Raw genomic sequence first — 24,185 nt, forward strand, 5'->3', positions numbered from 1 at the left:
TCAGCGGTTCTTTGATGTTGTGGTATTATGCCCGCCTTATTTTTCGTATTAACTTTCCAAGTTGTTGATATCAGGGGGGAACCCCGGGCGGTAAGGCAATGACTGCAGAGGCAAAAGCACGGGTCCAGGCACACCTGGCCAAGGTGGAGCCGGACGACACGCTCAGCGATGAGCAGCGTGCATCCTATCGTGACCGGATCAAGGCGCTGTTGCGTCAGCGCGATGCGGTGCTGGTGGCGCACTACTACACAGATCCCGAGATCCAGTCTCTGGCGGAAGAAACCGGTGGCTGTGTTTCCGACTCCCTGGAAATGGCCCGTTTCGGTAAAGACCACCCTGCGTCCACGCTGATTGTGGCCGGGGTTAAGTTCATGGGTGAGACCGCCAAGATCCTCAGCCCGGAAAAACGCGTTTTCATGCCGACGTTGGAAGCCACCTGTTCGTTGGATATCGGTTGCCCGGAAGACGAATTCTCTGCCTTCTGTGACCAGCACCCGGACCGTACGGTGGTGGTTTATGCCAATACGTCTGCTGCAGTGAAGGCCCGTGCTGACTGGGTTGTCACTTCCTCTATTGCAGTGGAACTGATCGAACACCTGGACAGCAACGGTGAAAAAATCCTGTGGGCGCCGGACAAGCACCTGGGTGGCTATGTGCGCGACAAGTCTGGCGCCGACGTGCTGTGCTGGGACGGCGCGTGCATCGTGCACGAAGAGTTCAAGGCCAAAGGCTTGCACGACTTGAAAGCGGCGTACCCGGATGCCGCCATTCTGGTGCACCCGGAATCTCCCGCGTCAGTGGTGGCCATGGCGGATGTGGTGGGCTCCACGTCGCAGCTGATCAAGGCTGCCTGCGAAATGGATAATGACGCCTTTATTGTTGCTACAGACAAAGGCATTTTCTACAAGATGCAGCAACTGGCGCCGGGAAAAACCTTCCTTGAAGCGCCGACCGCAGGGGCCGGCGCCACCTGCCGCAGTTGCGCCCACTGCCCGTGGATGGCCATGAATGGCCTGCAGAGCATGCTGGCGGTGCTGGAAGATGAAAACGGCATGGGCCAGGAGATTTTTGTGGACGAGGACCTGGCAGAGAAAGCCATGGTGCCGCTGAACCGCATGCTCGATTTCGGCCAATCCCTGAAAGGGTAGAATAACCCGGGCCTGACCAGGTGATCTGCGTAACAGGTTGCTGGGTCAGGCGGTTACGGGGTGCGAGTGGCGACAGGCGAAAGCCCGGCGGATTCTCGTGCCTCGTTCTTCATTCCCGCTCTTCATCAAAATTCCTCTTCGGATAACCGCTTCATTTCCCGTAAACGCCCGTTCAGTTTGCTGTACAGGGCAAAGTCATTTTCTGCATCGCGCAGGGCATAACGCATTTGTTGCTGGGCCTTGGGGTCGTTGCCGCGCAGAAACTGGCTTTCGGCGCGGGCATGCAGGGCGCGCACGGTATCGCCACTGTTGCCGTAGGCATCCGCGGCCAGGTCCCAGATGTGCGGATCATTGGCGTGCTCATGGACAAGCGGTTTGAGTAGCGGCAGGGCCTTCTCCGGCTGCTTGCTGCGCAGATAAGCCTTGCTCTGCAGGATGGACGCCGCGTAGTTGTCCGGAGAAATGCGTTGTACCCACTCGGTTTCCTGAATGGTCAGTGGGTAGTTACCTTCATCCAGCGCCACCTCTGCCAGCCCCAGGCGGAACCAGAGTTCGTCGGGATACTGGTCGGCCAGCCCCTGCATCAACTCCCGGGCCTGATCGTAATGGTTGGCTCGCAGATAGCTCAGGGCCAGGCCATAGCGCGCCGCTTTCAGGCCCAGGGCACTGCGCTCGTTGCTGTAGCGTTTGAAGTATTCAATGGCCTGATCATCAGAGGTGATGAAGCCCGCCTTGAGCCGCGCCTGGGCCAGCAGAAAGCCGGTGGATACTGATAGCCGTGCCGGAGGCAGGGTGCGAGCCCGTGCCCGGCTGTCGGCAATACGGCTTTCGGTCACCGGGTGAGTGAGCAGGAACTCCGGCGGATCGCCGGAGAAACGTTGGCTATCGTGCATGCGTTCGAAAAAGCGTGGCATGGCGCCAGGGTCCATGCCGGAGGCCGCCAGGGTCTGCATGCCCACGCGGTCGGCTTCCCGCTCATTCTGGCGTGAGTAGGCCAGTTGGGCCTGAATGGCGCCGGCCTGGGTGGCGGCAATGCCGGCCATGCCCGCTTCCCCGTCACCGGCAATGGCCACGGCCAGGCTGGCCAGCATGGCGGCCAGCACGGCGGTGTTCATTTTTTTCGAATCCAGATAGCGGCGGGCAAAGTGCCGCTGGCTCACGTGGGCAATTTCGTGGGCAACCACCCCGGCCACTTCGTCTTCGCTGTCTGCATTCAGAAACAGGCCGGCGTTGAGTCCGATGACGCCGCCGGGCACCGCGAAGGCGTTAATCTGGCGGCTGTTGATGACCACGATATCCAGGTTCGGCTCTTTCAGGTCGCTGTAGGACGCCAGGCGATAGACCAGGCTTTCCACGTACTCCTGCACCATGGGGTCAGACATGATGGAGGTCTGTCCGCGCAGGCCGCGCAGCCAGGCCCGACCCAGGCGGTATTCCTGATCGGCAGACATCAGCGCGGCAGTGGGGTCCCCGAGTACCGGCAGGTTGTCATCGGCGGCGGACGGGCTGGCCAGCCAGCAGCAGCCGAACAGCAAAAAAGTACGTAAAAACAGCGTCAACAAATTGTGGCTCCGTCCAGCGACGAGTAACGGGTCATGAAATTCCGGGTATCGCTATGCGGGCACTGATTCAATGCCCGGCTTGTGACTATAATGCCGTCAGGGCGGCGATGAATGAAGCGATTACAATGACTGAAAACCCTGTATTCGAACAAATGGTTGATCTCCATGTGGATGCCTCCACGTTACAATGCCCACTGCCGTTATTGAAAACCCGGCAGGCGTTACGGCAACTCCGCGCCGGGCAAGTACTGGAAGTGATCGCCACGGACACCGGCTCAGCCAGTGATATCCCTGCCTATCTGAGACAATCCTGTCATGAGCTAGTTCGCATGCAGGAAAGCAAAGGCCGCTACTGTTTTGTTATCCGCTGCGGCACACAGGAGCCTTGATGCTACGCATATTGAGAAACTGGGCCGATAACTACTTCTCGGATGAAGAAGCGGTGTATCTGGTTGTCCTGCTATTGGTCATTGGTCTGACCATCGCGTTCTTCGGCGGCATGCTGGCTCCGGTGTTCACGGCCATGGTGGTCGCTTACCTGATGCAGGGGCTGGTGGGGGCGCTGGAGCGCCGGGGTGTGAAACGCATGCTGGCGGTGGGGCTGGTGTTCACGCTGTTTATGGGGCTGTTAATTGCCACGCTGGTCGTGTTGTTGCCCATGGTCTGGCGGCAGCTGGTGCTGCTGGTTCAGGACCAGTTGCCCCATGTGCTCAAGAACGGGGAAATCTGGTTGCGGGGGTTGCCGGCGCATTACCCGGAAATCATTTCCATGGAACAGGTGAATTCCATTGTTGCGGTGATTCAGCGGGAAGTGGCGGAAGCCGGGCAAGGGGTGCTGACTCTGTCGCTGGCGTCGATCCCGAACCTGGTGGAAATCATGGTGTTCCTGGTGCTGGTGCCGTTGCTGGTGTTCTTCTTTCTGAAGGACCGGGAAACCCTGGTGAACTGGATGCTGGGTTTTCTGCCCCGCAAGCGGCGGATCCTCTCCCATGTATGGCAGGAAATGGACGGCCAGATTGCCAACTATGTGCGGGGCAAGGCCATTGAGATTTTGTTGGTGGGCGGGGCGACCTTTATTGCCTTTGTGCTGCTGGACATGAATTACGCGGTGCTGCTGGCGGTGCTGGTGGGGTTGTCGGTGGTGGTGCCGTATATCGGCGCCACCGTGGTGACCTTGCCGGTGGCCGCAGTGGCCTACGTGCAGTTTGGCTGGGGCGGCGATTTCGCCCTGGTGATGATCGTGTACGGCATTATCCAGTTCATTGACGGCAATATCCTGGTGCCACTGCTGTTTTCCGAGGCGGTGAACCTGCACCCGGTGGCGATTATTACCGCGATTCTGTTGTTCGGTGGGTTGTGGGGGTTGTGGGGAGTGTTCTTCGCCATCCCGCTGGCCACGCTGATCAAGGCGGTGATCAACGCCTGGCCCCGGCAGGCGGATTATTCTCCCGGGAAGCTGGAGGCGCAGCCAGAGGCTTGATAAACGCCTGACGCCTGACGCCGGAAGACGACACGCTTCCGTCACTGCAGCGCCAGGCGTTGGGCATCAGGCGTTAGGCGTAATCCCCAGCGCATCCAGTTCTGCCAGCAGATCCTCGTGATGAGACTTGGTTTTGAATTTGTCCATCACCTTCAGCAACTTGCCATTCTTGCCGACGATAAACGTGGTGCGGATGAGCCCCATGAATTCCTTGCCCATGAACTTTTTCATGCCCCAGCACCCGTATTTTTCGGCGGTGGCGTGATCTTCGTCGGATAGCAAGGTGAAGTTCAGGTCATGCTTGTCGATAAACTTGGGCAGGCGAGCAACCGCATCCGGGCTGATACCGAACACAACCACGCCACGCTTTTCCAGCTCGGCCTTGGTATCGCGAATGCCGCAGGCCTGGGTGGTACAGCCCGGGGTGAGGGCCTTGGGGTAGAAAAAAATCACCACCGGGTTCTTGTCCCTGAAGGATCGCAATTCAATCAGGTTGCCGTCCTGATCCGGCAGTTTGAAGTTGGGGGCCAGATTGCCAATCTTGGGGTGTGCCATGTCTGTGTCTATTTCCCTTGTTTTGGTTGATGTCTTTTGCTTGCTGCGTGAAGCGTGCTGCGGATTTTAACGCTTCGGTGTCATGGTGGCGTCCAGGTTGCGCGCTTCACAGAAATCCAGGAACGCATCGCGCAACTGGGCCACGGAGTGCTCCGCGCTCATGCTCAGGACCAGCTGCAGGCTGAACATGCGGGTGCCTGTATGGGGCGCAGCGTAGGTACCGGTATGCAAATCATCAATATTGATATTGCGCGCGGAAAAGAAATTGGCGATTTCATGGACGATGCCGGGGTTGTCCATGGCGACAACCTCTACCTCATAGGGCAGGGCGGCAGGGCGAGCATCCGGGGCGCGGGTGCGCTTGAGCGTGATCAGCAGGTCCAGTTGTTCGGATAGTTGCTGCTGCCCGGCTTCCAGGTTGTCCAGGGTGGTTGCGTTGCCGGCGACCAGCATCAGCACGGCAAATTCGCCGCCCAGCACCGTCATGCGCGAATCCATGATGCTGCCATCGTATTCCAGCACGGCCTTGGACAGGGCCTGCACTATGCCGGGCCGGTCCGTGCCCAGGGCAGAAATGACAATCAACTGGTCCATGGCTGCTCTCCATCAGTGGTGGCCATTTGTTTATGGCCCTGCAATACCGGGGGATAGACATCGGCATGCCGGGCTGCATTCGCCCTCTGCAGGGGCGTGTATGGCCAATCAGTCTACCCAGTTCATCCAGTACTGAACACTTGCCGGTGTGGGTGGTCTTAACCCTGGGCCCTCAAGGCGTTGCCGTTTTTCGCTTCCTCTTGCTTTTGCAGGGGGAAACGAAGGACTCGCGTCTTGTCCGCCTTGGGGGCGAGGTTTACCATAGCGCCCTTCGGTCGACGATAGCGCCTGCTGGCAGGAAGCGTCGCGGTTAATTGGCGCATAGCGTTTGCGCAGAACAGGAGACAGGCATGATTCGCGGCAGCATAGTGGCCTTGGTGACCCCCATGCGTGCAGATGGGTCCGTGGACTGGGAGCGTTTGCGCTCGCTGGTTAACTGGCATGTAGAGCAGGGCACCCACGCCATCGTGGCTGTGGGCACCACGGGTGAATCCGCCACGCTGGGCTTTGAAGAGCATGACAGCGTGATCCGTGAAGTGGTGGCACTGGCCAAGGGGCGCATTCCGGTGATTGCCGGTACCGGCGCCAACAATACCGAAGAAGCCATTCGCCTGACCCGCGACGCCAAACGTGATGGCGCGGATGCCTGTCTGCTGGTGACGCCTTATTACAACAAGCCCCCCCAGGAAGGTTTGTATCAGCACTTTCTGGCAGTGGCTCGTGCCGTGGATATCCCCCAGATCCTGTATAACGTGCCGGGGCGTACGTCCTGCGACCTGCTGCCGGAAACCGTGGAGCGTTTGAGCAAGGTGCCTAACATCGTGGGCATCAAGGAAGCCACCGGGAACCTGGAGCGGGCCCGCGAAATCCGTGAGCGCTGTGGCGACGACTTCATGCTTTACTCCGGCGATGACGCCACCGCCCTGGACTTTATCCTGGCTGGCGGCCATGGCGATATTTCTGTGACTGCCAACGTGGCTCCGGCGAAAATGGCGGCCATGTGTGAGGCGGCCCTGGCCGGTGATGCAGATAAAGCCCGTGCACTGAATGCGGAACTGGAACCCCTGCACCGTGATCTGTTTATTGAAGCGAATCCGATCCCGGTGAAATGGGCACTGTTTGAAATGGGGCTGATTGACGCAGGCATCCGGCTGCCGCTGGTGTCGCTGTCAGAAGCGGCCCAGCCGCGGTTGCGTGAAACCATGCGCCAATGCGGCCTGCTGGAGGTTAAATGAAGAAAGCGGCGTTGCTTGCCCCCCTTGCGCTCGCCCTGCTGGTTACCGGGTGTAGCTGGTTACCGGACAGCAGCCTGGAATACCGTAAAGCGGACGTGACGGACCCGATAAAGGTCCCGGAAGGTGATGTCTTTATTGGTGAGCAGCCGCTCTACGCGGTGCCGAGGCAGGATGAGCGGTTGACCGCTCCCCGTGAAGATGAAGACCGTTTCGAGCCGCCACGCCCGCCGCAACTGGTGGTGCTGGGGAATGCGCCGGACAAGGAAAACGATGAGCCCGCTCCGGAAGGGGAGTCTGCCAGGGCGCTGCTGGGCCGTGACGGCAACGGCTACCCGATCATCATGATGTCCACCCGGTACGCCTGGGCGTGGGAATATGTGGGCGATGCCTTGAAGAAAACCGATTTGAAGGTGGGTGACCGTGATCGCGAAGTGGGTATTTTCTATCTCAAGGTACCCAACCGTTATGAACTCGGGGCCCGTGAAGCACAGCTGAAACTGAGCCACACCACCAACGGTATCCAGGTGGCGGTCCTGAACGAGAAAGGCACCGCGCTGGTGGAGAAAACCCCGGGGCTGGCCATTCTCGAGCGAATCTACGACGAGCTCGATTAATGCAGCTGGCGTCACTGGGCAGTGGCAGTAAAGGCAATGCCACGCTGGTGCAGGCTGACGATACCCTGGTCCTGATCGATTGCGGTTTCACGGTGAAAGAAACCGAGGCGCGGCTGGGGAGGCTGGGCCTGACGGCGGCACAGCTTAGCGCGATTCTGGTCACCCATGAACACGGCGATCATATTCGCAGCGCCGGGGCGCTGGCCCGCAAGGTGGGCTGTCCGGTGTATAGCTCCTTTGGCACGGCCAGCGCTGTGCACGACAAGCGCGCGACGCTGAAAGGTGCCGACTGGCAGGAAATCCGCCCCGGCCGCACATTCGGCCTGGGAGCCATGGAAATACTGCCGGTGCTGGTGCCCCACGATGCCCGCGAACCTTGCCAGTACCGTTTCTCCTGGCAGCAACGCACCGTGGGGGTGCTGACGGACCTGGGAGCGATTACTCCTCACGTGGTGGATGCCTACCGGGAATGCGATGCACTGGTGCTGGAATGCAATCACGACCCGCAGTTGCTGGCGTCTGGCCCCTATCCGTCATCGTTGAAACGGCGCGTGGGTGGTATGTTAGGGCATCTGAGCAATGATCAGGCGGCGGCGTTGCTGCGCCAGGCCAATGTGGATCGCCTGCAACATCTGGTGCTGTCGCACCTGAGCGAACAGAACAACACGTCCCGGCACGCACTGGATGCGGTCGAACGGGTGATTACCCAGGGGCGTGAGCGAATTGGCGTTGCCAGCCAGACGGAAGGGTTTGACTGGCTGCAAGTACATTAATACTGACCTGAGTAATAGGCCTTTCCATGGAAAAACGCGACGAGTTGTATGCCGGCAAAGCCAAGTCTGTGTACACCACCGATGACGCGGACAAGCTGATCATGCTGTTTCGTGACGACACCTCCGCCTTCGACGGCAAGAAAAAGGAGGCGTTGGCACGCAAGGGAGCGGTGAACAATCAGTTCAACGCAGCCATCATGGAAAAGCTGAAGGCGGCGGGCATTCCCTGCCACTTCGAGAAAACCCTGTCCGCCACGGAATCCCTGGTCAAGAAGATGGACATGATCCCGGTAGAGTGTGTGGTGCGTAACATCGCCGCCGGCTCTATTTGTCGTCGTCTGGGGGTGGAAGAAGGGCTGGAGCTGAACCCGCCCACCTTTGAATTCTTCCTCAAGGATGACGACCTGGGGGATCCCATGGTCAATGATTTCCATATTCAGAGCTTTGGCTGGGCCACCGATGAACAGGTGGCGCAGATGAAAGTGCTTACCTTCCAGGTGAACGATGTGCTCAAGCAGCTGTTTCTGGACGGTGAAATGCTGCTGGTGGATTACAAGCTGGAATTTGGCGTGTTTAATGGTGAAGTGCTGCTGGGCGATGAATTCAGCCCGGACGGTTGTCGCCTGTGGGACAAGAACACCCGCGAAAAACTGGACAAGGACCGCTTCCGTCAGGGGTTGGGCGGCGTGGTAGAAGCCTACGAAGAAGTGGGCAAGCGTCTGGGGATGACGTTCGAGTACTGATCAACGACATGAGCTTGCCGGGCCGACCGGTGCCGGCAGGCTCCCAATAATAAGTAGAAAAAAAAGGAGAAGGTATGAAATCCGTAATGCGTCTGGCCGTTATTGGCCTGTTGGCCGCGGTTCTCAGTGGCTGTTTCCTCACCAAGCTGGCGACTACGCCCATGCGTTTAGTGGGGGCGGCCGGTTCCGTGGTCGGGGCGGTGCTGTCGATTATTCCGGTGGCGGGTAATGCCGCTGATGAAGCGCTGGAAAAGGTCGACGGGGCCATTGATGGGACCGCGGACAGTATCGATAAAATCCCGCTCTGATCCACGCTGAATTTTCCCCGGCCGGCGTTTGCGCCGGCTACGGGTGACGCCCTGGCGCTTGTAATCGGCCAGGGGGTTGTGAAAAATACAGGCTCTTATTGCCGGGGCTTGCCCGATATAACAACAATAAACTGGAGTTTGCCATGCGTCGCTGGCTGCTTTCCTTCCTTGCGTTGCTGCCTCTGTCGGCGGCGGCGGACGATGCCCTGATCGGTATCGGCTATCTCAATGGTCTGGTCGGGCTTAACCTCGAATGGGCTACCGAAAAGAACAGTTTCTACGGCATGCCTGCCTATTATGTGGATTCCAGTGGCCTGGATACGGAAGAGTTCCGCTGGGTAGCGGGCTGGCGCCGCAAGATGGAGCGTGGACTCATGTCAGAGAAGGGCTTCTACACGGGCCTGATGGCGGGCGATCTGGGTGGCGAGCGCCACTATGAGCGGCTGGGTGCTGGCGTTGAACTGGGCCACCAGTGGGTGAAACCGTACTCGCGCTGGACCGTGAGCGCGGCGGTGGGGGTGCTGGAAGCGCTGGAGTGCGGCGAGTACCGTGGCATCAGGGCTTGCGATAGCGAGGAAGAGCGGGATCGGTATGATCTGGATATCGAACCGGTGGTCGTGCTGGGGGTGAGTTTCAGTCTGCGCCGCTGATTGCTGCTGAGCCCGAAATCACCGTTTTATGGAAAAGCCGCTTATTGAGCGGCTTTTCTCGTTCTGATCACTTCGCTTGCCTGCCGCGCCGGGTAAAAACTGTAAGCCCGATTTTTCGTTAATCAGCCATGCCTTTCTCTTGCTTTTTCCCCTTATGCCCTGTTGGCGGGCAACAGTTTTGCACAGCGAACACGCTGATTTCACCCGATGCGTGAACGTTGGAGGCTAAGCTATTGATTTGCAGTGCGTATTTGTAAGTTACTGATTTTAAACGGTTTAATATTGTGGCCATTTTTTCATCATTCTAATGACATGGCAGGCACGACAGGCGGTGGCGGCAGTTCCTGACAGTCTATGCACAGAGTTATCCACAGAAGTTGTGAGTAACTTTTTTGCGGCGCCCTAGGGTTCTGGCGGGGGCTGTTTTATCGTTTGAGCATGGGCAAGGGGCGCCAGGGCTGGCTGAGCAGTTGCTGGCCGCTGAGCTTCAGCAGTAGCGGATGAAAGCCCGCATTGGGGAAGCCCCGTTTGATCAAGCGGATCCGCGCCATGGGAATGCCGAAACGCAGCAGCCCCAGGCTCACATCAACCCAGTCAGCCCGGCGGAACACTTCGGTGAGGTCGAGATGGTTGCGGCTGAAGCGGCTGATTTTGTGGTGGTTCATGATCATGGTGCGCACATCCTGGCTCCAATCTTCCAGGCCTTCTTCCTGAAGGTAGTGTTCAGCGAGCCGGGCGGAGGGTTGTAAATAGTCAAAGGTGCCGGCCAGCCAGATGCCGGCATCATGGAAAAAGGCGGCGACTTGCAGCTTGCCGAGCTCTTCGTCATTGACGGGGCGTTGCGCCATGACCAGGTTTACCAGCCGATAAACATGGTTGCGGTATGCCGTCTGTTGTTTGCCAAAACGCTCTGCGTATTGGTCAAACAGTTGCTCGACTCTGGGTAACTGGGTGATCAATTCCTTGTTCATGCAGCTCCGCCCGGTATTGGGTGTGGTCACAGTTCTTATTGTGGGTGAATCCGTGCTGTGGCTTGGTCAGTATGGCACTGATGCATTTGATACTGGCGGGGGATGGTTGGCAAATCCAGTACTTGGTGGTGGCTTTCTTGTGTACTATAGTCGGACAAACCTAATTGGATTGTTCAACAAGTACCGGGGGTTCGGTGAGCTTCAAAGCGAAGGAAAGCCTCTCTGAGCAAATTGCCCAGCATCTCGCTCAGCAAATCATCCATGGCGACATGTTGGCCGGTGATCGCATTCAGGAACTGCGTGTTGCAGGGGAGCTGGATGTCAGCCGGGGATCTGTGCGTGAGGCGCTACTGATTTTACAGCGCCGCCAGCTGATCGACATTTTGCCGCGCCGGGGTGCGGTGGTGAAAGAAATGTCCGAAGCCCATGTGCGCAGCCTGTATGAAGTCATGCAGGTGTTGCTGGGGCTGGTGATTCGCAAGGCCATTAAGGTGGTGCGCGAAGAAGACCTGGATTCGTTCATTGAGCTGGTTCACGGGTTGCAAGTGGCGGCGGAGGAGCGCGACCACGATGTTTTCTTTACCCTCAGCTTTCGCTTTCTGGAGCATGTCTATCCGTTCGCCCGCAATGTCTTCGTGGAAGATGTTCTGATCAATATGCAGCCGGCCATGCAGCGGGCTTACTTTATGGCCCTGCATCTGGAGCCGGATGAAATCAAGGAGTGCCTGTCGTTCTTCAAGGCGCTGGTGGAAACCATTTTCCGTCGTGATGTGCGTTCGGCCCTGGAGATTATCCGCGAGTTTGCCGAGCATCAGTCGGATTTGGTGGAAGAGTCCATCACCCGCGCACGTCAGATTGAAACCGCCTGGGGCTCGCGCCGCCGCAAGTAATGCGGCGTTGGGATAATGGCATTTGAGGGATGACCATCAATCTGCAACGAGGGTCTTGCCCTGACGGATCAAGCTGCATAGAATTGCCACCCTCTTTAGGCACGTAGCTCAGTTGGTTAGAGCACCACCTTGACATGGTGGGGGTCGGTGGTTCGAATCCACTCGTGCCTACCAGATACAAACGAAAAGGGCTTGTCGCAGCGGTGCGGCAGGCCCTTTTTCGTTTTCGCTCCTTCAGTATCGCGCCCGGTAGAATATCAACGTCTCAAGCAGGAGAGGGTTGCAATGCCTGACTCGGATTACCTGGGTGCTGCCCGGCCAGGACTGATGCTGTATCTGCCTCACCGGCCCATGGGAATGGTCCCGGATGTGGGCGCGTTGGTGGCGGCCAACTCCAATCACTGGCGAAAGATCCTGAATCTGCTGGCCAAGGTGGCGTGCCCGGTGGCGGAGGATTGGCGGCGCTACCGGGATCAAGCGCTGTTTCAGGAGACGGCGCTGTGTTTTGCGCCGGTGTTGGCTCAGGGGCCTTGCTGGCACTGGATTGGTGGCAAGGAAAACCTGCTGCGCTTTACCGGCTTGCGGCACCACGCCCGACCATTGCACGGCGCTGCGGAGATTGCTGTGGACCCGCAAAGACGCTTGCTGTTAACCCCTTACCCTGACTATCGCCAGCTCAGTAATGCCCGTGTAGAACAGGTGCGCAGGGTTCTCCGGGAGCACCATTTCTACCCAGGTGTTGCATGAAGCGGCCTTATTTTCTGGGGTGCCCGCAGTGGCAGCATCCTGCCTGGGATGGGCGTTTACCTGCTGGCAACAGCCCCTTGGGGCGTTATAGCCAGGTGTTCAATGCGGTCGAGGGCAATACGTCTTTTTATGCTACGCCCTCAGCCCGTCAGTGTGAGCAATGGCGTGCCCAGGTACCGGCGGGGTTTCGGTTCCTGTTCAAATTTCCCCGACAGATTACCCATGATGATTTGTTACGGGGCGGCAAGGAGCCGGTACGGGCGTTTGTGGACAGACTGGCTCCGCTGAACGATGTGCTGGGCCCATTCCTGCTGCAGTTGCCTGCGGCCTTTGGTCCATCGAATCTGGCGGATCTGTGGCGATTTCTGGAGGCGTTGCCGGCATCGCTGGATTGTACGGTGGAGGTGCGCCACCGGGATTTTTTCGCCAAGGGCGAAGCGGAAAAGGCACTTAACGGTGGTTTGCGGGAGCGTCAGCTTGCCCGGGTCTGTTTTGACAGTCGGGCATTGTTTGCTGCCCCTGCTGAGGACCCGGCAACACGGGATGCCCAGCGCAAGAAGCCCCGGCTGCCGGTACATGTGTTGCCGGGTGAAGTGGCGCCGGTGATTCGGTACGTGGGCCACCCGGATTTGCAGGCCAACCGGCTCTTTCTCGCGCCCTGGGTTGAACGGGTGGTGTGCTGGATCGAAGCGGGCAAGCAGCCCTATGTGTTTATTCACATGCCGGATAATGGTGATGCGCTGGCTCTGGCTGCGCTATGGCACGAGATGCTGGCGGAACGTTTGCCGTGGCTTGCACCGTTGGCGTTGGGGCAGCAGGTGAGTCAGCCAGGTTTGTTCTGAGATAACGCTGAGATGACTCTCTCTGCGATGACAAAGAAGCGAGTTGCGAGTTTCGAGGCGCAGAACCCGGCGGGGGCGTCACTCGCGTCTCGCTGCTGTCTGTTAATTCAGAGCGATGAGCGTGCCATCGCGGCGGCGGGAGTTTTCCGCCCACACCAGAAGATCGTAGTAGCGGCGAATATGGCGGACGTACACCACTGCCTGACCGCCCCGGGCATTGCCGTAGCGAAGCTGGTCTGCGTAGGCGGATTTGGCCAGCAGCGGCAGGCGCTGTTTCACATCCTGCCAGTTGTCCGGGTCGCCGCCCTGGCGCTGGGTCAGCACGCGGGCATCTTCCAGGTGGCCAAAGCCCACGTTGTAGGCGGCCAGCGCCATCCAGGTGCGGCTTGGCTCGGGAATGCGGTCGGGAATCCGCGCATGGGTGCGGCGAAGGTAGGCGGCGCCGGCACTGATGCTCTGTGACGGGTCGGTGCGATCACTGATACCCATCTGGCGAGCGGTATCGTTGGTGAGCATCATCAGGCCCTTGACCCCGGTGGGGGAGATGGCCTGGGGATCCCACAGGGATTCCTGGTAGGCGAGGGCAGCCAGCAGGCGCCAGTCAAAGCCACTGTTGTCCTCGGCTTCCTTGAACAACCCTTCATACAGCGGCAGACGGTCGTCTAGGTGGCGCATAAAGCTGCGCGCGGCGTACAGGTTGAACTGTTCCACATGCCCGTAGAAGCGGTCTTCCAGCTTGGCGGTGGTGCCGTCGGCCTTGGCCTGGGTCAGGTAGCGCTGCGCTGCCATATACAGGCTTTTGTCATCTTTCGGGTTGAAGGCCCAGGCCAGCGGCATATCGGTGGCCACGGTGTAATCGGCAATCAGGTCGGGCCACAGCGCACGCTGCAGGGCGTAACTGTTGGAATTGATCAGGGTGTAGTCGACCTGACCGTCTTCCACCAGCGCCAGCAGCTGCTCCGGGGTGGCGTTTTCCACTTCCCGGAATTCAAGCTCGGGATTGTCCAGCTGTGCCTTGATCAGCAGCTCGGCGTGGCTGGAGCCGGCGCTCACTGCCACTTTTTGGTCGTTCAGCTCGCTCAGATCGCTAATTCGCGGGCTGCTCAGGCGGCGTACCAGCAGGGTGTCGATATTCTGGTAGCGAGTGCTGAAGCGCAGGCTTTCGCTGCGCTCTGCGGTGGCGACCAGGCCAGCGGCTGCAATGTCTGCCGTGCCCTTGCGGATAGCGTAACGGATGTAGGAGAGGTCGTCGGATTCGAGGATGCGCAGCTCTACCCCCAGGCTGTCAGCGAACCCTTTGGCGAGTTCGTATTCCATGCCGGTGAAGCCGTGCTGATCTTCATAATAGGTCGTGTTGGACGGGCGGGTTAGCACTACCAGCTCGCCACGGGCGATAACGCGCTCCATGGCAGAGGGAGTGGGACGCATGGCCAGCATTAGCCCCAGTACGCTGAACAGCGCCAGCGGGGCGAGCAAATGCTTGCTGTGTCGAAAGAATACCGTCACTTGGTGGTACCTCTGTCAGGTTGTCCAGACAGGTCGATACTGCTTACCGCCGACCGGTGGAAGGCCCTATGCCTTCGCTATTGTTCCTTACTTGTGATCTATATCACGAAATTGCGGCGCAACTCTATCATCGGCAAATGGCTGTTCTGTAAAGCTTTGTCGAACAATTGCTCCTTTTTTGCACAATTTTTAAAAGTCAGGAAAAGAGCATTAAATTGCGTATCAGGCGTCATTCGTAGGCGTTTTGCTACTGCCTGATGACAGGGCCAGCGGGCCTGCGCCGGGCGCAAATTGCGGAGTAAATCGGCGGCTTGAGAGGCTGCGAGCGGCGAGCAAATCCCGTATCATTGCCAACCTGAATAAATGCCCTGAACATCTGGCACCCCTCAATCCCCATTGGTAATCATATAAGGCGCACTATGCTGATCCTCTCCGGAAGCCCGGCCCTGTCCGCATTTCGTAAGGAAAAACTGCTTGAGTCCCTGAACGGCGTATCGGCCCTGTCGGCGCGCTATGTGCATTTTGTGGAGCTGTCTGCGCCGCTGAACGCCTCGCAGCAACAGGTGCTGGAAGGCCTGCTCGAGTATGGCCCCAGTGTTGAAGAAGCCCGGGTTGAGGGGCAGCGTTTCGTAGTGGTGCCGCGCCCGGGTACCATTTCGCCCTGGTCATCCAAGGCGACGGATATTTGTCATAACGCCGGCCTCACCCAGGTGGAGCGGATCGAGCGCGGGATTGAATATCGCCTGGACGGAGGCGGCGATCGCGACGCTCTGGCTGCCGCCCTGCACGACCGGATGGTCGAGGTGGTGCTGCCGGAGCTGGATGATGCCGAGGCCTTGTTTACCCATCACCAGCCCCGTGAACTGACCACCGTGGATATTCTCGGCGGTGGCCGTGGGGCGCTGGAAGCGGCCAATGGTGAGCTGGGTCTGGCCCTGGCGGCGGATGAGATTGAATACCTGGTGGAACAGTTCATTGCGTTGGGGCGTAACCCGTCCGATGCGGAATTGATGATGTTTGCCCAGGCCAACTCCGAGCACTGCCGCCACAAGATTTTCAACGCGGACTGGACCATCGATGGCGAAGCGCAGGATCTGAGCCTGTTCGGGATGATCCGCAATACCTACAAGCATGCGCCGGAAGGGGTGCTAAGCGCTTACAGCGATAACTCGTCGGTAGTGGCCGGTCCGGTGGCTGATCGCTTTTTCCCCGTGCCGGGCAGTCAGCAGTATCAGTTCGTGAACGAACCGGTGCATATGCTGATGAAGGTGGAAACCCATAACCACCCCACGGCGATTGCGCCGCATCCGGGGGCCGCCACCGGTTCCGGTGGTGAAATCCGTGACGAAGGCGCCACCGGGCGTGGTTCCAAGCCCAAGGCCGGGCTGAACGGTTTTTCCGTGTCTAATCTGAACATTCCTGGTTTTGGCCAGCCCTGGGAGCAGCCCTACGGTAAACCCGGGCGTATCGCCTCCGCGCTGGACATCATGATCGAAGGGCCGATTGGCGCTGCTGCCTTCAATAACGAATTTGGTCGCCCCAACCTGTGCGGTTACTTCCGTACCCTGGAAATTAATGCACCGGGTGTGAACGGTGACGAGATGCGCGGTTACCACAAGCCGATCATGATTGCCGGTGGTCTGGGCAACATCCGTGATGGCCATGTGGAAAAGAATCCGATTCCCGCCGGCGCCAAGATTATTGTGCTGGGTGGCCCGGCCATGCTGATTGGGCTGGGCGGCGGGGCAGCCAGTTCCATGGCCTCCGGCCAGTCTGCGGAAGCGCTGGATTTTGCTTCCGTGCAGCGTGAGAACCCGGAGATTGAACGTCGGGTGCAGGAAGTGATCGATCGCTGCTGGGCCCGCGGGGACGATAACCCGATCGTATCCATCCACGATGTGGGCGCCGGCGGTTTGTCCAACGCCTTGCCGGAGCTGGTCCACGATCATGATATGGGCGCCCAGCTGGAGCTGCGCAAAGTGCCCAGTTCCGAGCCCGGCATGAGCCCGGTGGAAATCTGGTGTAATGAAGCCCAGGAACGTTATGTGCTGGCCGTGATGCCAGACGATGTGCCGGACTTCGACGCCATCTGTCAGCGTGAGCGCACCCCCTACGCCGTACTGGGCGAAGCCACCGATGCCGAGCACCTGACCGTGAGCGATGAGCATTTCGGCAAGGCGCCGGTGGATCTGCCCATGGATCTGCTGTTCGGCAAACCGCCGAAAATGCTGCGCAGCTTCGAGCGCGAAGATTTTGTGCGTCAGGCGTTCACCACCGAGGGTATCGACCTGAAAGAAGCCGGTGAGCGGGTGATGCGCCTGCCGTCCGTGGCCTCCAAGAGCTTCCTGATTACCATTGGTGACCGCTCCATTACCGGGCTGGTGCACCGGGACCAGATGGTTGGCCCCTGGCAGGTGCCGGTGGCCGATTGCGCGGTGACCGCTACCGGCTTTAACCCCAACGCAGAAAACAAAACCACCGGCGAAGCCATGGCCATGGGGGAGCGTACCCCGGTGGCACTGGTGGACGCAGCGGCGTCCGGGCGGATGGCGGTGGCTGAATCAATCACCAATATTGCCGGCGCCCATCTGGGCGATCTGGGCCAGATCAGCATGTCGGCCAACTGGATGGCTGCGGCGGGTCACCCGGGTGAAGACCAGGCTCTGTTCGATGCGGTGAAAGCGGTGGGCATGGACCTGTGTCCGAAGCTGGGTATCGCCATTCCGGTGGGCAAGGATTCGTTGTCCATGCGTACGGTCTGGAACGACAAGGGTATCGATAAAAGCGTCACCGCGCCCATGTCGCTGGTGATTTCTGCCTTCTCTACGGTGACCGACATCGACCTGACGGTGACCCCGGAGCTGAAAACCGGTGTGGACAGCGAACTGCTGCTGCTGGACCTGGGCCGTGGTCAGAACCGCATGGCCGGCTCCGCACTGGCGCAGGTGTACGGTAAGGTCGGTGATATCGCACCGGACCTGGACGATGCCAAAGACCTGATCGCTTTCTTCGAGGTGACCCAGCAGTTGCTGGCCGAACGCAAACTGTTGGCGTACCACGACCGCTCCGACGGCGGTCTGTTCACCAGCCTGGTGGAAATGGCCTTTGCTGCTCGTACGGGGCTGGATATTTCCCTGGATCACTTGGCCGGCGATACCCCGGAAGCCATCGCGGCGTTGTTTACCGAAGAGCTGGGCGCGGTGTTGCAGGTGGAAAAATCCCAGGCGGAAGAAGTGGTTGCTCGTTATGCCGAAGCGGGTCTCGGGCAGTGCGTTCACCGTTTGGGGCAACCGGATGGTGACGATGTGATTCGCCTGCGTTTGGGGGGCGGAATTCTGCTGGAAACCCCGCGCCGTGAATTGCAGCGTATCTGGGCGGAAACCAGTTATCAGGTGCAGTCCCTGCGGGATAACCCGGACTGTGCCCGTCAGGAATTCGATGCGATTCCGCACAGTAATGGCCCGGGCCTGAATGTGCGGTTGACCTTTGATATGACGGAAAATCCGGCGGCGCCGTTCATCAATACTGGCAGCAAGCCGCAAATGGCCATCCTGCGCGAGCAGGGCGTTAATGGTCAGACAGAAATGGCGGCGGCGTTTGATCGCGTCGGCTTCTCCGCCGTTGATGTGCACATGAGTGATTTGCTCGAAGGCCGTGTGAAACTGGATGACTTCAAGGGGCTGGTGGCCTGTGGCGGTTTCTCCTACGGGGACGTGCTGGGTGCCGGCGGTGGCTGGGCCAAGACCGTGCTCTATAACGACGCAATGCGCGAAGCGTTTAACCGTTTCTTCTTCCGTGAAGACACCTTTGCGCTGGGGGTCTGTAACGGCTGCCAGATGCTGTCGCATTTGAAAGACCTGATTCCCGGTGCGGAACACTGGCCGCGTTTTGTGCGTAACCTGTCTGAGCAGTTTGAGGCGCGTACTTCCCTGGTGGAAGTGCAGGATTCCCCGTCCATCTTGTTGAAAGACATGGCTGGCACGCGCATCCCGATTGCCGTGGCTCACGGGGAAGGCCGAGTGGAGCTGGCGGATGACGCCCTGAACCGCAATATCGAGCAACGCCTGGTGAGCCTGCGTTATGTGGACGGCCTGGGTAATCCGGCCGAACAGTACCCGGCCAACCCCAATGGCTCTCCGCAGGGGGTAACCGGTTTTACTACCACTGACGGGCGTGTCACCATCATGATGCCGCACCCGGAGCGGGTGTTCCGGGTGTTGCAGAACAGCTGGATTCCGGACGACTGGCGTGGCCACGAGAATGGCCCCTGGTTGCGGATGTTTGCCAACGCCCGCAAGTGGGTGGGGTGAACAGCAATTAATAATGAATAACTCATAATTAATAACGAAACATAAAGGCGGAAATGGGGTGGCCATTTCCGCCTTTTTTATGTCCTTTTATGAGCTTGAGCTACAGAGTCTCTCCCCTCAAAATCAAACGATTGTTTGAATCCTTTCGTTATTAATTATTCATTGGTGATCTGTGTCTGAAAAAACCTTCGGGCCTTTTGAGTTGCAAAAGGCCTATAAAACCGAGCCTGTGCCCAGTGATTTTGCACAGCGCCGCCGTATCAGTGCGGCCATGCAATTACTGGCCGAGCGGTTGATTCGTGCAGAAGCGGATGAAGCAACCCTCGCCGGTTGGGCAGCGCAACTGGAAGCCATGGTGGAGACAGTGGGCATACCGGAACGTCGTGATACCCGTGAAGCGAATCGAAAACTGTTTACCGGCAAGGCCACCGCGGACGATATCTATCACATGATGGACTACGACCCGGTGGGCGGCCCGTCCAACCCGATCGCTCCTCAGGTGCAGTGGCTGCATGAAGATCAGGATGGTATCCGTGGAGAAGTCAGCCTGGGGCTTCAGTATCAGGGGCCGCCGGGACGGGTGCACGGCGGGGTGATCGCCTGGCTGCTGGATGCGGGGCTCTCCCGTGCGCTGCATGCCGCGTTTCGTTTGGGCGTCACCGGTACGCTGAATATTCGTTATTTGGCCGCGACACCGATAGAAGCGCCGATTGAATGTCGGGCGCACATTACCGGCCAGGAAGGGCGGAAAATTTTTGTAGAGGGCGGCATCTGGCACGGGGACACCCAGACCGTCAGCGCAGAAGGTGTCTGGCTGACACCCAAGAGTCTGGGGTAATCGATGACGGAAACCACCTACCATTTTCGCGATATTCGTGTGGCGGAAACGCCGGAACCTTCAACCCGGGCACAGTTGCATCGTCAGCTGGGCAAAGAGTTGGCTGGCCTTACCGAACAGGTGCTGAGGCTGGATGCGTCGCAGGATAAATTGCAGGACTATATCGCCCAGGTGCAGCAGTTGCGTCAGGCATTGCAGCAGGAAGGGCAGCGCGATTACAGCGAGATTTTGCAGCGACTGCTGGCCGGGCAGGGCAGTGGCGATGACGTGACCGACCTGGTGGATTTTGAAATTCTTACCGGTAAAGCCTCGCCTCTTTCGCCGCCACTGGAATTGTGGATCGATGGTGACCGTATTCGTGGCCGGGCCACGTTTGGCTCGGTGTTTCAGGGGCCGCCCGGGCGGGTGCACGGTGGCGTGCTGGCCCTGGCATTGGATATGCTGATGGCCAAGACGCAGGATTATGTCCGCCAGATCGGTATGACTGGCACTTTGAATATCCGCTATCTGGCGGCCACGCCGTTGAACACGCCGGTGGATTTCGAAGCCCGGCTGGTTTCGCTGGAACGCCGCAAATTACGCTGTGAAGGCCGTGTCTGGGTGAACGGTGAGCAAACGGTTTCGGCAGAAGGGATCTGGATTTCGGCCCATGGTGAGTATGCGTTGAAACCGGAATTCGCGTCTGCGCTACCGTCGGATACCGGGGTGGCGTCGTAACGTTCAACGCACCGGGAGGCAAGAATGACAGAAGCCAGTGATCAACATTACAAGTTGTGCTTTTACGTGCCCGTGAGCCATGTGGAACAGGTGAAAACGGCCATTTTCGAGGCCGGTGCCGGGCACCTGGGCGATTATGATCATTGCAGCTTTCAGACGCTGGGCCAGGGGCAGTTCCGGCCCCTGTCAGGGAGCCAGCCCTTTCTCGGTCAGCATGACCAGGTGGAGGTGGTGGAAGAGTATCGGGTGGAGACGCTTTGCCTGGGCGCGTGCCTGCAAGCGGTCATCAGTGCGTTACGCCTGTCGCACCCCTATGAAGAACCTGCCATCGATTTGTGGAAGCTGGAGCCGCTGCCGGGTACGCACTGAGAGTCGCTGCCGGGCTTCGCTTATTCGTCTTTCGGGCGACGCTTGAGCGGCTGGATGTCCTGAGTGCGCACGGGAAAATCGTTGCGGGCGAGGTCATCAATATAAAACCGCAGCGTGCGCCCGATGGTGGGGAAGGCCAGCTCATCCCAGGGGATGTCATCCAGAGCAAACAGGCCTGCGTCACTGCTCTCTTCGCCGACGCCGTATTTGCCGTCTTCCACGTCCCCCAGAAAGAAGACGTATACCTGATTAATGTGGGGCAGGTTGAAAACCGTATACAGGTCGCCGATGGCCACCGTGGCGCAGGCTTCTTCCCATGTCTCTCTGGCCGCGCCTTCCTGCAGGGTTTCGCCGTTTTCCATGTAGCCAGCAGGTAGCGTCCAATAGCCTTTGCGCGGTTCGATGGCCCGCTTGCAGAGCAGCACTTTTCCTTCCCATATTGGCACGGCGCCCACCACGATCTTGGGATTCTGGTAATGGATCGTTTCGCAATCCGGGCACCAGTAACGGGGGCGATTATCTCCTTCCGGAATACTGAATTGCAGGTTGGGATTGCCGCAATGGCTACAGAATTTCATGGAAAACTCACTATAAGCGGTATGAAAAGCCCCCAAAATAACGCCACAAAGGTAATTGCCCACTTTGGGTATGAATGATATGGCAATAGTGAATATAAAAATAAAGTGATATTTTTTGTGACAAACATCACCATTTTACATATTTTAAAATATAGCCGATAGAACTAGTGCTACTGGAAAATGGTGGACATAGACTAACGATCCCGGTTGGCAGATGCCAGCCTGCCGACAGACCAGGTTGATAATGTCTGTGTTGGTAACGTGAAGGGAGCGATATTTCGTGGTCCATTGGCCATGAACTTGGGGAAAGGGACATTGATATGGATGTGTCGATGGCGCACGGGGCGCGTGACGAAAGCAAAACCTATTTGGTGGTTTCACATTGCAACAATCTTGCAATCCGGCTTTTAGCAAAATCCATTGAGAACCAGCGAGGCGTATCCTGCACCGCAATCAGCCGTGATGATCTCTTTTGTGATCATATCCAGGATGATCTGGTGCTTATTAATGTGCTGGACTTTTCGACTCCGGAAATGGAAAAGTTGCTTGGCCGTGTCCAGGAAAATATGCCCCTTTGCAGGGTTATCCTAGTTAATGCTGATCGGGGCGATAATATTTTTTTCCTGCTTAACTGGCCGGTGGTTAAAGGCGTTATTTATCAGCAGGACAACGACGCCCTTATTTCCAAGGCGCTGGATGTGGTTTGCAAGGGGCGCAGCTGGTTCCCGCGCAGTTACATGGATTACCTGGTCCGTCACCGCAAAACCCCAACCAGTTGCGGGCATGTCTTTGAAAGCCTCACCAGTCGTGAACGGCAGATGCTGGATCATGTGGTGCGTGGCATGAGTAACCATGAAATCGCTGATGCCCTTTGCCTGAGTACGCATACGGTGAAGGCTCATTTGCAAAGCCTTTACCGGAAGGTGGGCGTGAAGAATCGGGTGGGTGTGATGCGCTGGGTGCATGAGAACCACCTGGAAGAGAGCGGAGAGTAGCTGTGTGTGGGCTGCGATTGGCGTGGGTGCCATTCATCTGCAGTCTCCTCGCATTTTCCGGGACAGCGGCCGCCCTGAATGAAAAAGACATGGGGGTGGTTGTCGATCAGACGATTACCCCTATCGGCAAACGGTTTTATCAGCAGTTTGCCTATCAACGTCATTACCTGTTTCCCGACTCGCCTTTCAGTATCAGCATTTATGAGCAACCCTCCGCCCGCAGTGGCAGCATTATTACAGTGAAATCGGACGATACGACGCTGGAGCGCTTTGTGTTGTCGTTTGCGTCCAACTGGGAAGATGCTCGGGTACAGCAGATGGTGCAATCCATTGAATTCAGGGTCCGGCGCATGAAAGTGCTGGATACTCTGGTAGGCAACCCTGATCTGGCCAAGGACGGCTACTAATGAAAACGCTTTATTGTCTGTTTGTTCTTGTTGCTGGCCCTGTTGCGGCCAGTGAGCTGATTTACCAGCCGGTCAATCCAAACTTTGGAGGCAACCCCCTTAACGGTTCCCACCTGCTGGGCAATGCCCAGGCGCAAAACGATTACAAGGATCCGGAAGCGTCTTCGTCTGCGTATGAAAGGCCTTCTGATCTGGATCGCCTGACATCCTCGTTGCAGTCCCGGCTATTGAGCCAGCTGCTGGCGGATGTGGGGGCGGGCAACGAAGGCAGCATCGTGACCGATGATTTTGCTATTAACATCATCGATGACCAGGGTGTGTTGTCCATCATTATTGAAGACATCAATACCGGCGAAGTCACCCAGATTGCGGTCGATGGCCTGGTCCCTGATACCTTTTAGACGCTCTACGCTGGGAAACTCAAGGATGAATCGTTACAACCGTTGCGGGCTAGTGATGCTGGTCTTGCCGATCCTGTTGTTGGTTGGGTGTGTGACTCCGCCTCTGGAGCCGGAAGCCCCTGAGCTGGTGAAAAAATCCGATGTGGCTCTGGATCTTGAAAGCATGCCGCCCCCCAAAGGTCGAATCATGGCCTCGGTATACAGCTTTCGGGATTTGACCGGGCAATATCGGCCGGCGCCGTCTTCGTCATTTTCCACGGCGGTCACCCAGGGCGCTGCGGCGTTTCTTATTGATGCCCTTAATCGCTCTGGTTGGTTCCTCACTCTGGAACGGGAAGGACTGCAAGACCTGCTGACTGAGCGCAAGATTGCCCGTGCCGTGGTAGAAAAGCGCCAGAAGGAAGGCGTGCGCGTGGCGGATGTCCCTGACCTGTTTTCCTCGGACATTCTTTTTCAGGGTGGCATTGTTGCCTATGAGTCCAATATCAAGACCGGTGGGCTGGGCGCGCGTTATCTGGGGGTCGGCGCATCGGAGCAATACCGAACGGACCAGGTAACAGTGAATCTGCGGGCTGTTGATGTGCGCACAGGGCGGATCATCAACACGGTCTCAACACGCAAGACTATCTATAGTAAAGAGCTGCAGGTCGGTGTGTACCGGTATATCGACTTCAAGGAATTACTGGAAACCGAAGCCGGGGTCACCACCAACGAGCCGGTTCAGCAATGTGTCAAACTGGCGATCGAAGCCGCAGTGGCACACCTTATCGTCAAGGGGGTTATGGACGGCAACTGGCAGCTTGAGAACCCCGCTGATATGGATTCCGAGGTGATTCAGCAGTACGGCCTGGCCTTGAGGGGCGAGACATTAGAAACCTCTGGCCGGCGTGATCGCTAATAAAACACCGCCGGTTAGCCGGGGCGGATTGCTGCAGACTTGCCTATCTGTTGC

The 24,185-nt window shown here is 58.2% G+C and carries 26 protein-coding genes and 1 tRNA gene; 21 read left to right on the forward strand and 6 right to left on the reverse strand.

Annotated features, from left to right (window positions below; all coding sequences use genetic code 11):
* The first annotated feature begins 98 nt into the window (after positions 1 to 98).
* Complete coding sequence (gene nadA / locus F1529_RS09070) at positions 99 to 1,148, forward strand: quinolinate synthase NadA (protein ID WP_155133977.1); 1,050 nt, start codon at positions 99 to 101, stop codon at positions 1,146 to 1,148.
* 125 nt (positions 1,149 to 1,273) lie between these two features.
* Here the strand turns inward: nadA and F1529_RS09075 are convergent, their stop codons facing one another.
* Positions 1,274 to 2,710: a M48 family metalloprotease gene (locus F1529_RS09075; RefSeq protein WP_230457748.1), complete on the reverse strand. Its 1,437-nt coding sequence runs from the start codon at positions 2,708 to 2,710 to the stop codon at positions 1,274 to 1,276.
* A gap of 107 nt (positions 2,711 to 2,817) precedes the next feature.
* Between F1529_RS09075 and F1529_RS09080 the strand changes: the two genes are divergently transcribed.
* Complete coding sequence (locus F1529_RS09080; protein WP_196220436.1) at positions 2,818 to 3,099, forward strand: sulfurtransferase TusA family protein; 282 nt, start codon at positions 2,818 to 2,820, stop codon at positions 3,097 to 3,099.
* Positions 3,099 to 4,190 carry an AI-2E family transporter gene (locus F1529_RS09085; protein WP_007148403.1) on the forward strand — a complete coding sequence of 364 codons (1,092 nt, stop codon included), beginning with the start codon at positions 3,099 to 3,101 and terminating at the stop codon, positions 4,188 to 4,190. The genes F1529_RS09080 and F1529_RS09085 overlap by 1 nt, the downstream gene beginning before the upstream one ends.
* Before the next feature lie 66 nt (positions 4,191 to 4,256).
* Here F1529_RS09085 and bcp read toward each other — a convergent pair whose 3' ends face one another.
* Together bcp and F1529_RS09095 are read right to left on the reverse strand one after the other, a co-directional pair.
* On the reverse strand, positions 4,257 to 4,745 hold the full coding sequence (gene bcp / locus F1529_RS09090; RefSeq protein WP_155133980.1) for a thioredoxin-dependent thiol peroxidase: 489 nt from the start codon (positions 4,743 to 4,745) through the stop codon (positions 4,257 to 4,259).
* Between the two features lie 66 nt (positions 4,746 to 4,811).
* Positions 4,812 to 5,339, reverse strand: coding sequence for a glycine cleavage system protein R (locus tag F1529_RS09095; RefSeq protein WP_155133983.1), 528 nt, complete (start codon positions 5,337 to 5,339; stop codon positions 4,812 to 4,814).
* Between the two features lie 350 nt (positions 5,340 to 5,689).
* Here F1529_RS09095 and dapA point away from each other — a divergent pair, with 350 nt between their 5' ends.
* The 6 genes from dapA (at position 5,690) to F1529_RS09125 (ending at position 9,662) form a co-directional block, all read left to right on the forward strand.
* On the forward strand, positions 5,690 to 6,574 hold the full coding sequence (gene dapA, locus F1529_RS09100) for a 4-hydroxy-tetrahydrodipicolinate synthase (RefSeq protein ID WP_039926965.1): 885 nt from the start codon (positions 5,690 to 5,692) through the stop codon (positions 6,572 to 6,574).
* A complete protein-coding gene (gene bamC, locus F1529_RS09105; protein ID WP_155133986.1) occupies positions 6,571 to 7,188 on the forward strand; it encodes an outer membrane protein assembly factor BamC in 618 nt (205 codons plus the stop codon). The genes dapA and bamC overlap by 4 nt, the downstream gene beginning before the upstream one ends.
* Entirely contained in the window at positions 7,188 to 7,961 is a 774-nt protein-coding gene (locus tag F1529_RS09110; RefSeq protein ID WP_155133989.1) for an MBL fold metallo-hydrolase, read from the forward strand. The genes bamC and F1529_RS09110 overlap by 1 nt, the downstream gene beginning before the upstream one ends.
* A gap of 26 nt (positions 7,962 to 7,987) precedes the next feature.
* Positions 7,988 to 8,704 (forward strand): phosphoribosylaminoimidazolesuccinocarboxamide synthase, encoded by a 717-nt coding sequence (gene purC / locus F1529_RS09115; protein WP_007149062.1) that lies wholly within the window; start codon positions 7,988 to 7,990, stop codon positions 8,702 to 8,704.
* Positions 8,705 to 8,778: 74 nt separating this feature from the next.
* Positions 8,779 to 9,012, forward strand: a complete 234-nt coding sequence (locus tag F1529_RS09120; protein ID WP_007149847.1) for a DUF6726 family protein — start codon at positions 8,779 to 8,781, stop codon at positions 9,010 to 9,012.
* A 143-nt stretch (positions 9,013 to 9,155) separates the two neighbouring features.
* Positions 9,156 to 9,662: a hypothetical protein gene (locus tag F1529_RS09125; RefSeq protein WP_196220385.1), complete on the forward strand. Its 507-nt coding sequence runs from the start codon at positions 9,156 to 9,158 to the stop codon at positions 9,660 to 9,662.
* A 425-nt stretch (positions 9,663 to 10,087) separates the two neighbouring features.
* Here the strand turns inward: F1529_RS09125 and F1529_RS09130 are convergent, their stop codons facing one another.
* A complete protein-coding gene (locus F1529_RS09130) occupies positions 10,088 to 10,633 on the reverse strand; it encodes a hypothetical protein (RefSeq protein ID WP_155133995.1) in 546 nt (181 codons plus the stop codon).
* A gap of 194 nt (positions 10,634 to 10,827) precedes the next feature.
* On the opposite strand from F1529_RS09130, the gene F1529_RS09135 reads away from it, so the two are divergent.
* From F1529_RS09135 to F1529_RS09150, 4 genes are all read left to right on the forward strand, one after another.
* The gene (locus tag F1529_RS09135) at positions 10,828 to 11,523 is read left to right on the forward strand and encodes a GntR family transcriptional regulator (RefSeq protein WP_063521337.1); all 696 of its coding nucleotides are present in this window, start codon (positions 10,828 to 10,830) and stop codon (positions 11,521 to 11,523) included.
* Positions 11,524 to 11,620: 97 nt separating this feature from the next.
* A tRNA-Val gene (locus F1529_RS09140) sits at positions 11,621 to 11,697 on the forward strand.
* A 111-nt stretch (positions 11,698 to 11,808) separates the two neighbouring features.
* On the forward strand, positions 11,809 to 12,270 hold the full coding sequence (locus F1529_RS09145) for a hypothetical protein (RefSeq protein WP_155134001.1): 462 nt from the start codon (positions 11,809 to 11,811) through the stop codon (positions 12,268 to 12,270).
* Positions 12,267 to 13,112, forward strand: coding sequence for a DUF72 domain-containing protein (locus tag F1529_RS09150; RefSeq protein ID WP_155134004.1), 846 nt, complete (start codon positions 12,267 to 12,269; stop codon positions 13,110 to 13,112). The genes F1529_RS09145 and F1529_RS09150 overlap by 4 nt, the downstream gene beginning before the upstream one ends.
* A 102-nt stretch (positions 13,113 to 13,214) precedes the next feature.
* Here the strand turns inward: F1529_RS09150 and mltF are convergent, their stop codons facing one another.
* The gene (gene mltF / locus F1529_RS09155) at positions 13,215 to 14,618 is read right to left on the reverse strand and encodes a membrane-bound lytic murein transglycosylase MltF (protein WP_370456991.1); all 1,404 of its coding nucleotides are present in this window, start codon (positions 14,616 to 14,618) and stop codon (positions 13,215 to 13,217) included.
* A gap of 419 nt (positions 14,619 to 15,037) precedes the next feature.
* On the opposite strand from mltF, the gene purL reads away from it, so the two are divergent.
* From purL to F1529_RS09175, 4 genes are all read left to right on the forward strand, one after another.
* Complete coding sequence (purL, locus tag F1529_RS09160; RefSeq protein ID WP_155134007.1) at positions 15,038 to 18,928, forward strand: phosphoribosylformylglycinamidine synthase; 3,891 nt, start codon at positions 15,038 to 15,040, stop codon at positions 18,926 to 18,928.
* A gap of 172 nt (positions 18,929 to 19,100) precedes the next feature.
* Complete coding sequence (locus F1529_RS09165) at positions 19,101 to 19,766, forward strand: PaaI family thioesterase (RefSeq protein ID WP_007149182.1); 666 nt, start codon at positions 19,101 to 19,103, stop codon at positions 19,764 to 19,766.
* Between the two features lie 3 nt (positions 19,767 to 19,769).
* Complete coding sequence (locus F1529_RS09170) at positions 19,770 to 20,483, forward strand: PaaI family thioesterase (RefSeq protein ID WP_155134009.1); 714 nt, start codon at positions 19,770 to 19,772, stop codon at positions 20,481 to 20,483.
* 24 nt (positions 20,484 to 20,507) lie between these two features.
* Positions 20,508 to 20,852 carry a hypothetical protein gene (locus F1529_RS09175; RefSeq protein WP_063520164.1) on the forward strand — a complete coding sequence of 115 codons (345 nt, stop codon included), beginning with the start codon at positions 20,508 to 20,510 and terminating at the stop codon, positions 20,850 to 20,852.
* Positions 20,853 to 20,872: 20 nt separating this feature from the next.
* Here the strand turns inward: F1529_RS09175 and F1529_RS09180 are convergent, their stop codons facing one another.
* On the reverse strand, positions 20,873 to 21,430 hold the full coding sequence (locus tag F1529_RS09180) for an NUDIX hydrolase (RefSeq protein ID WP_155134012.1): 558 nt from the start codon (positions 21,428 to 21,430) through the stop codon (positions 20,873 to 20,875).
* A 320-nt stretch (positions 21,431 to 21,750) separates the two neighbouring features.
* Between F1529_RS09180 and F1529_RS09185 the strand changes: the two genes are divergently transcribed.
* The 4 genes from F1529_RS09185 (at position 21,751) to F1529_RS09200 (ending at position 24,131) form a co-directional block, all read left to right on the forward strand.
* Positions 21,751 to 22,425: a helix-turn-helix transcriptional regulator gene (locus F1529_RS09185; protein WP_155134015.1), complete on the forward strand. Its 675-nt coding sequence runs from the start codon at positions 21,751 to 21,753 to the stop codon at positions 22,423 to 22,425.
* 89 nt (positions 22,426 to 22,514) lie between these two features.
* Complete coding sequence (locus F1529_RS09190) at positions 22,515 to 22,832, forward strand: CsgE family curli-type amyloid fiber assembly protein (RefSeq protein ID WP_063520161.1); 318 nt, start codon at positions 22,515 to 22,517, stop codon at positions 22,830 to 22,832.
* Entirely contained in the window at positions 22,832 to 23,233 is a 402-nt protein-coding gene (locus F1529_RS09195) for a curli assembly protein CsgF (protein WP_063520160.1), read from the forward strand. Before F1529_RS09190 ends, F1529_RS09195 begins: the two co-directional genes overlap by 1 nt.
* Positions 23,234 to 23,258: 25 nt before the next feature.
* On the forward strand, positions 23,259 to 24,131 hold the full coding sequence (locus tag F1529_RS09200) for a CsgG/HfaB family protein (RefSeq protein WP_155134018.1): 873 nt from the start codon (positions 23,259 to 23,261) through the stop codon (positions 24,129 to 24,131).
* Positions 24,132 to 24,185: the final 54 nt, after the last annotated feature.

Origin of the sequence: Alcanivorax sp. VBW004 (genome assembly GCF_009718865.1) — a bacterium.
Classification (GTDB): domain Bacteria; phylum Pseudomonadota; class Gammaproteobacteria; order Pseudomonadales; family Alcanivoracaceae; genus Alcanivorax.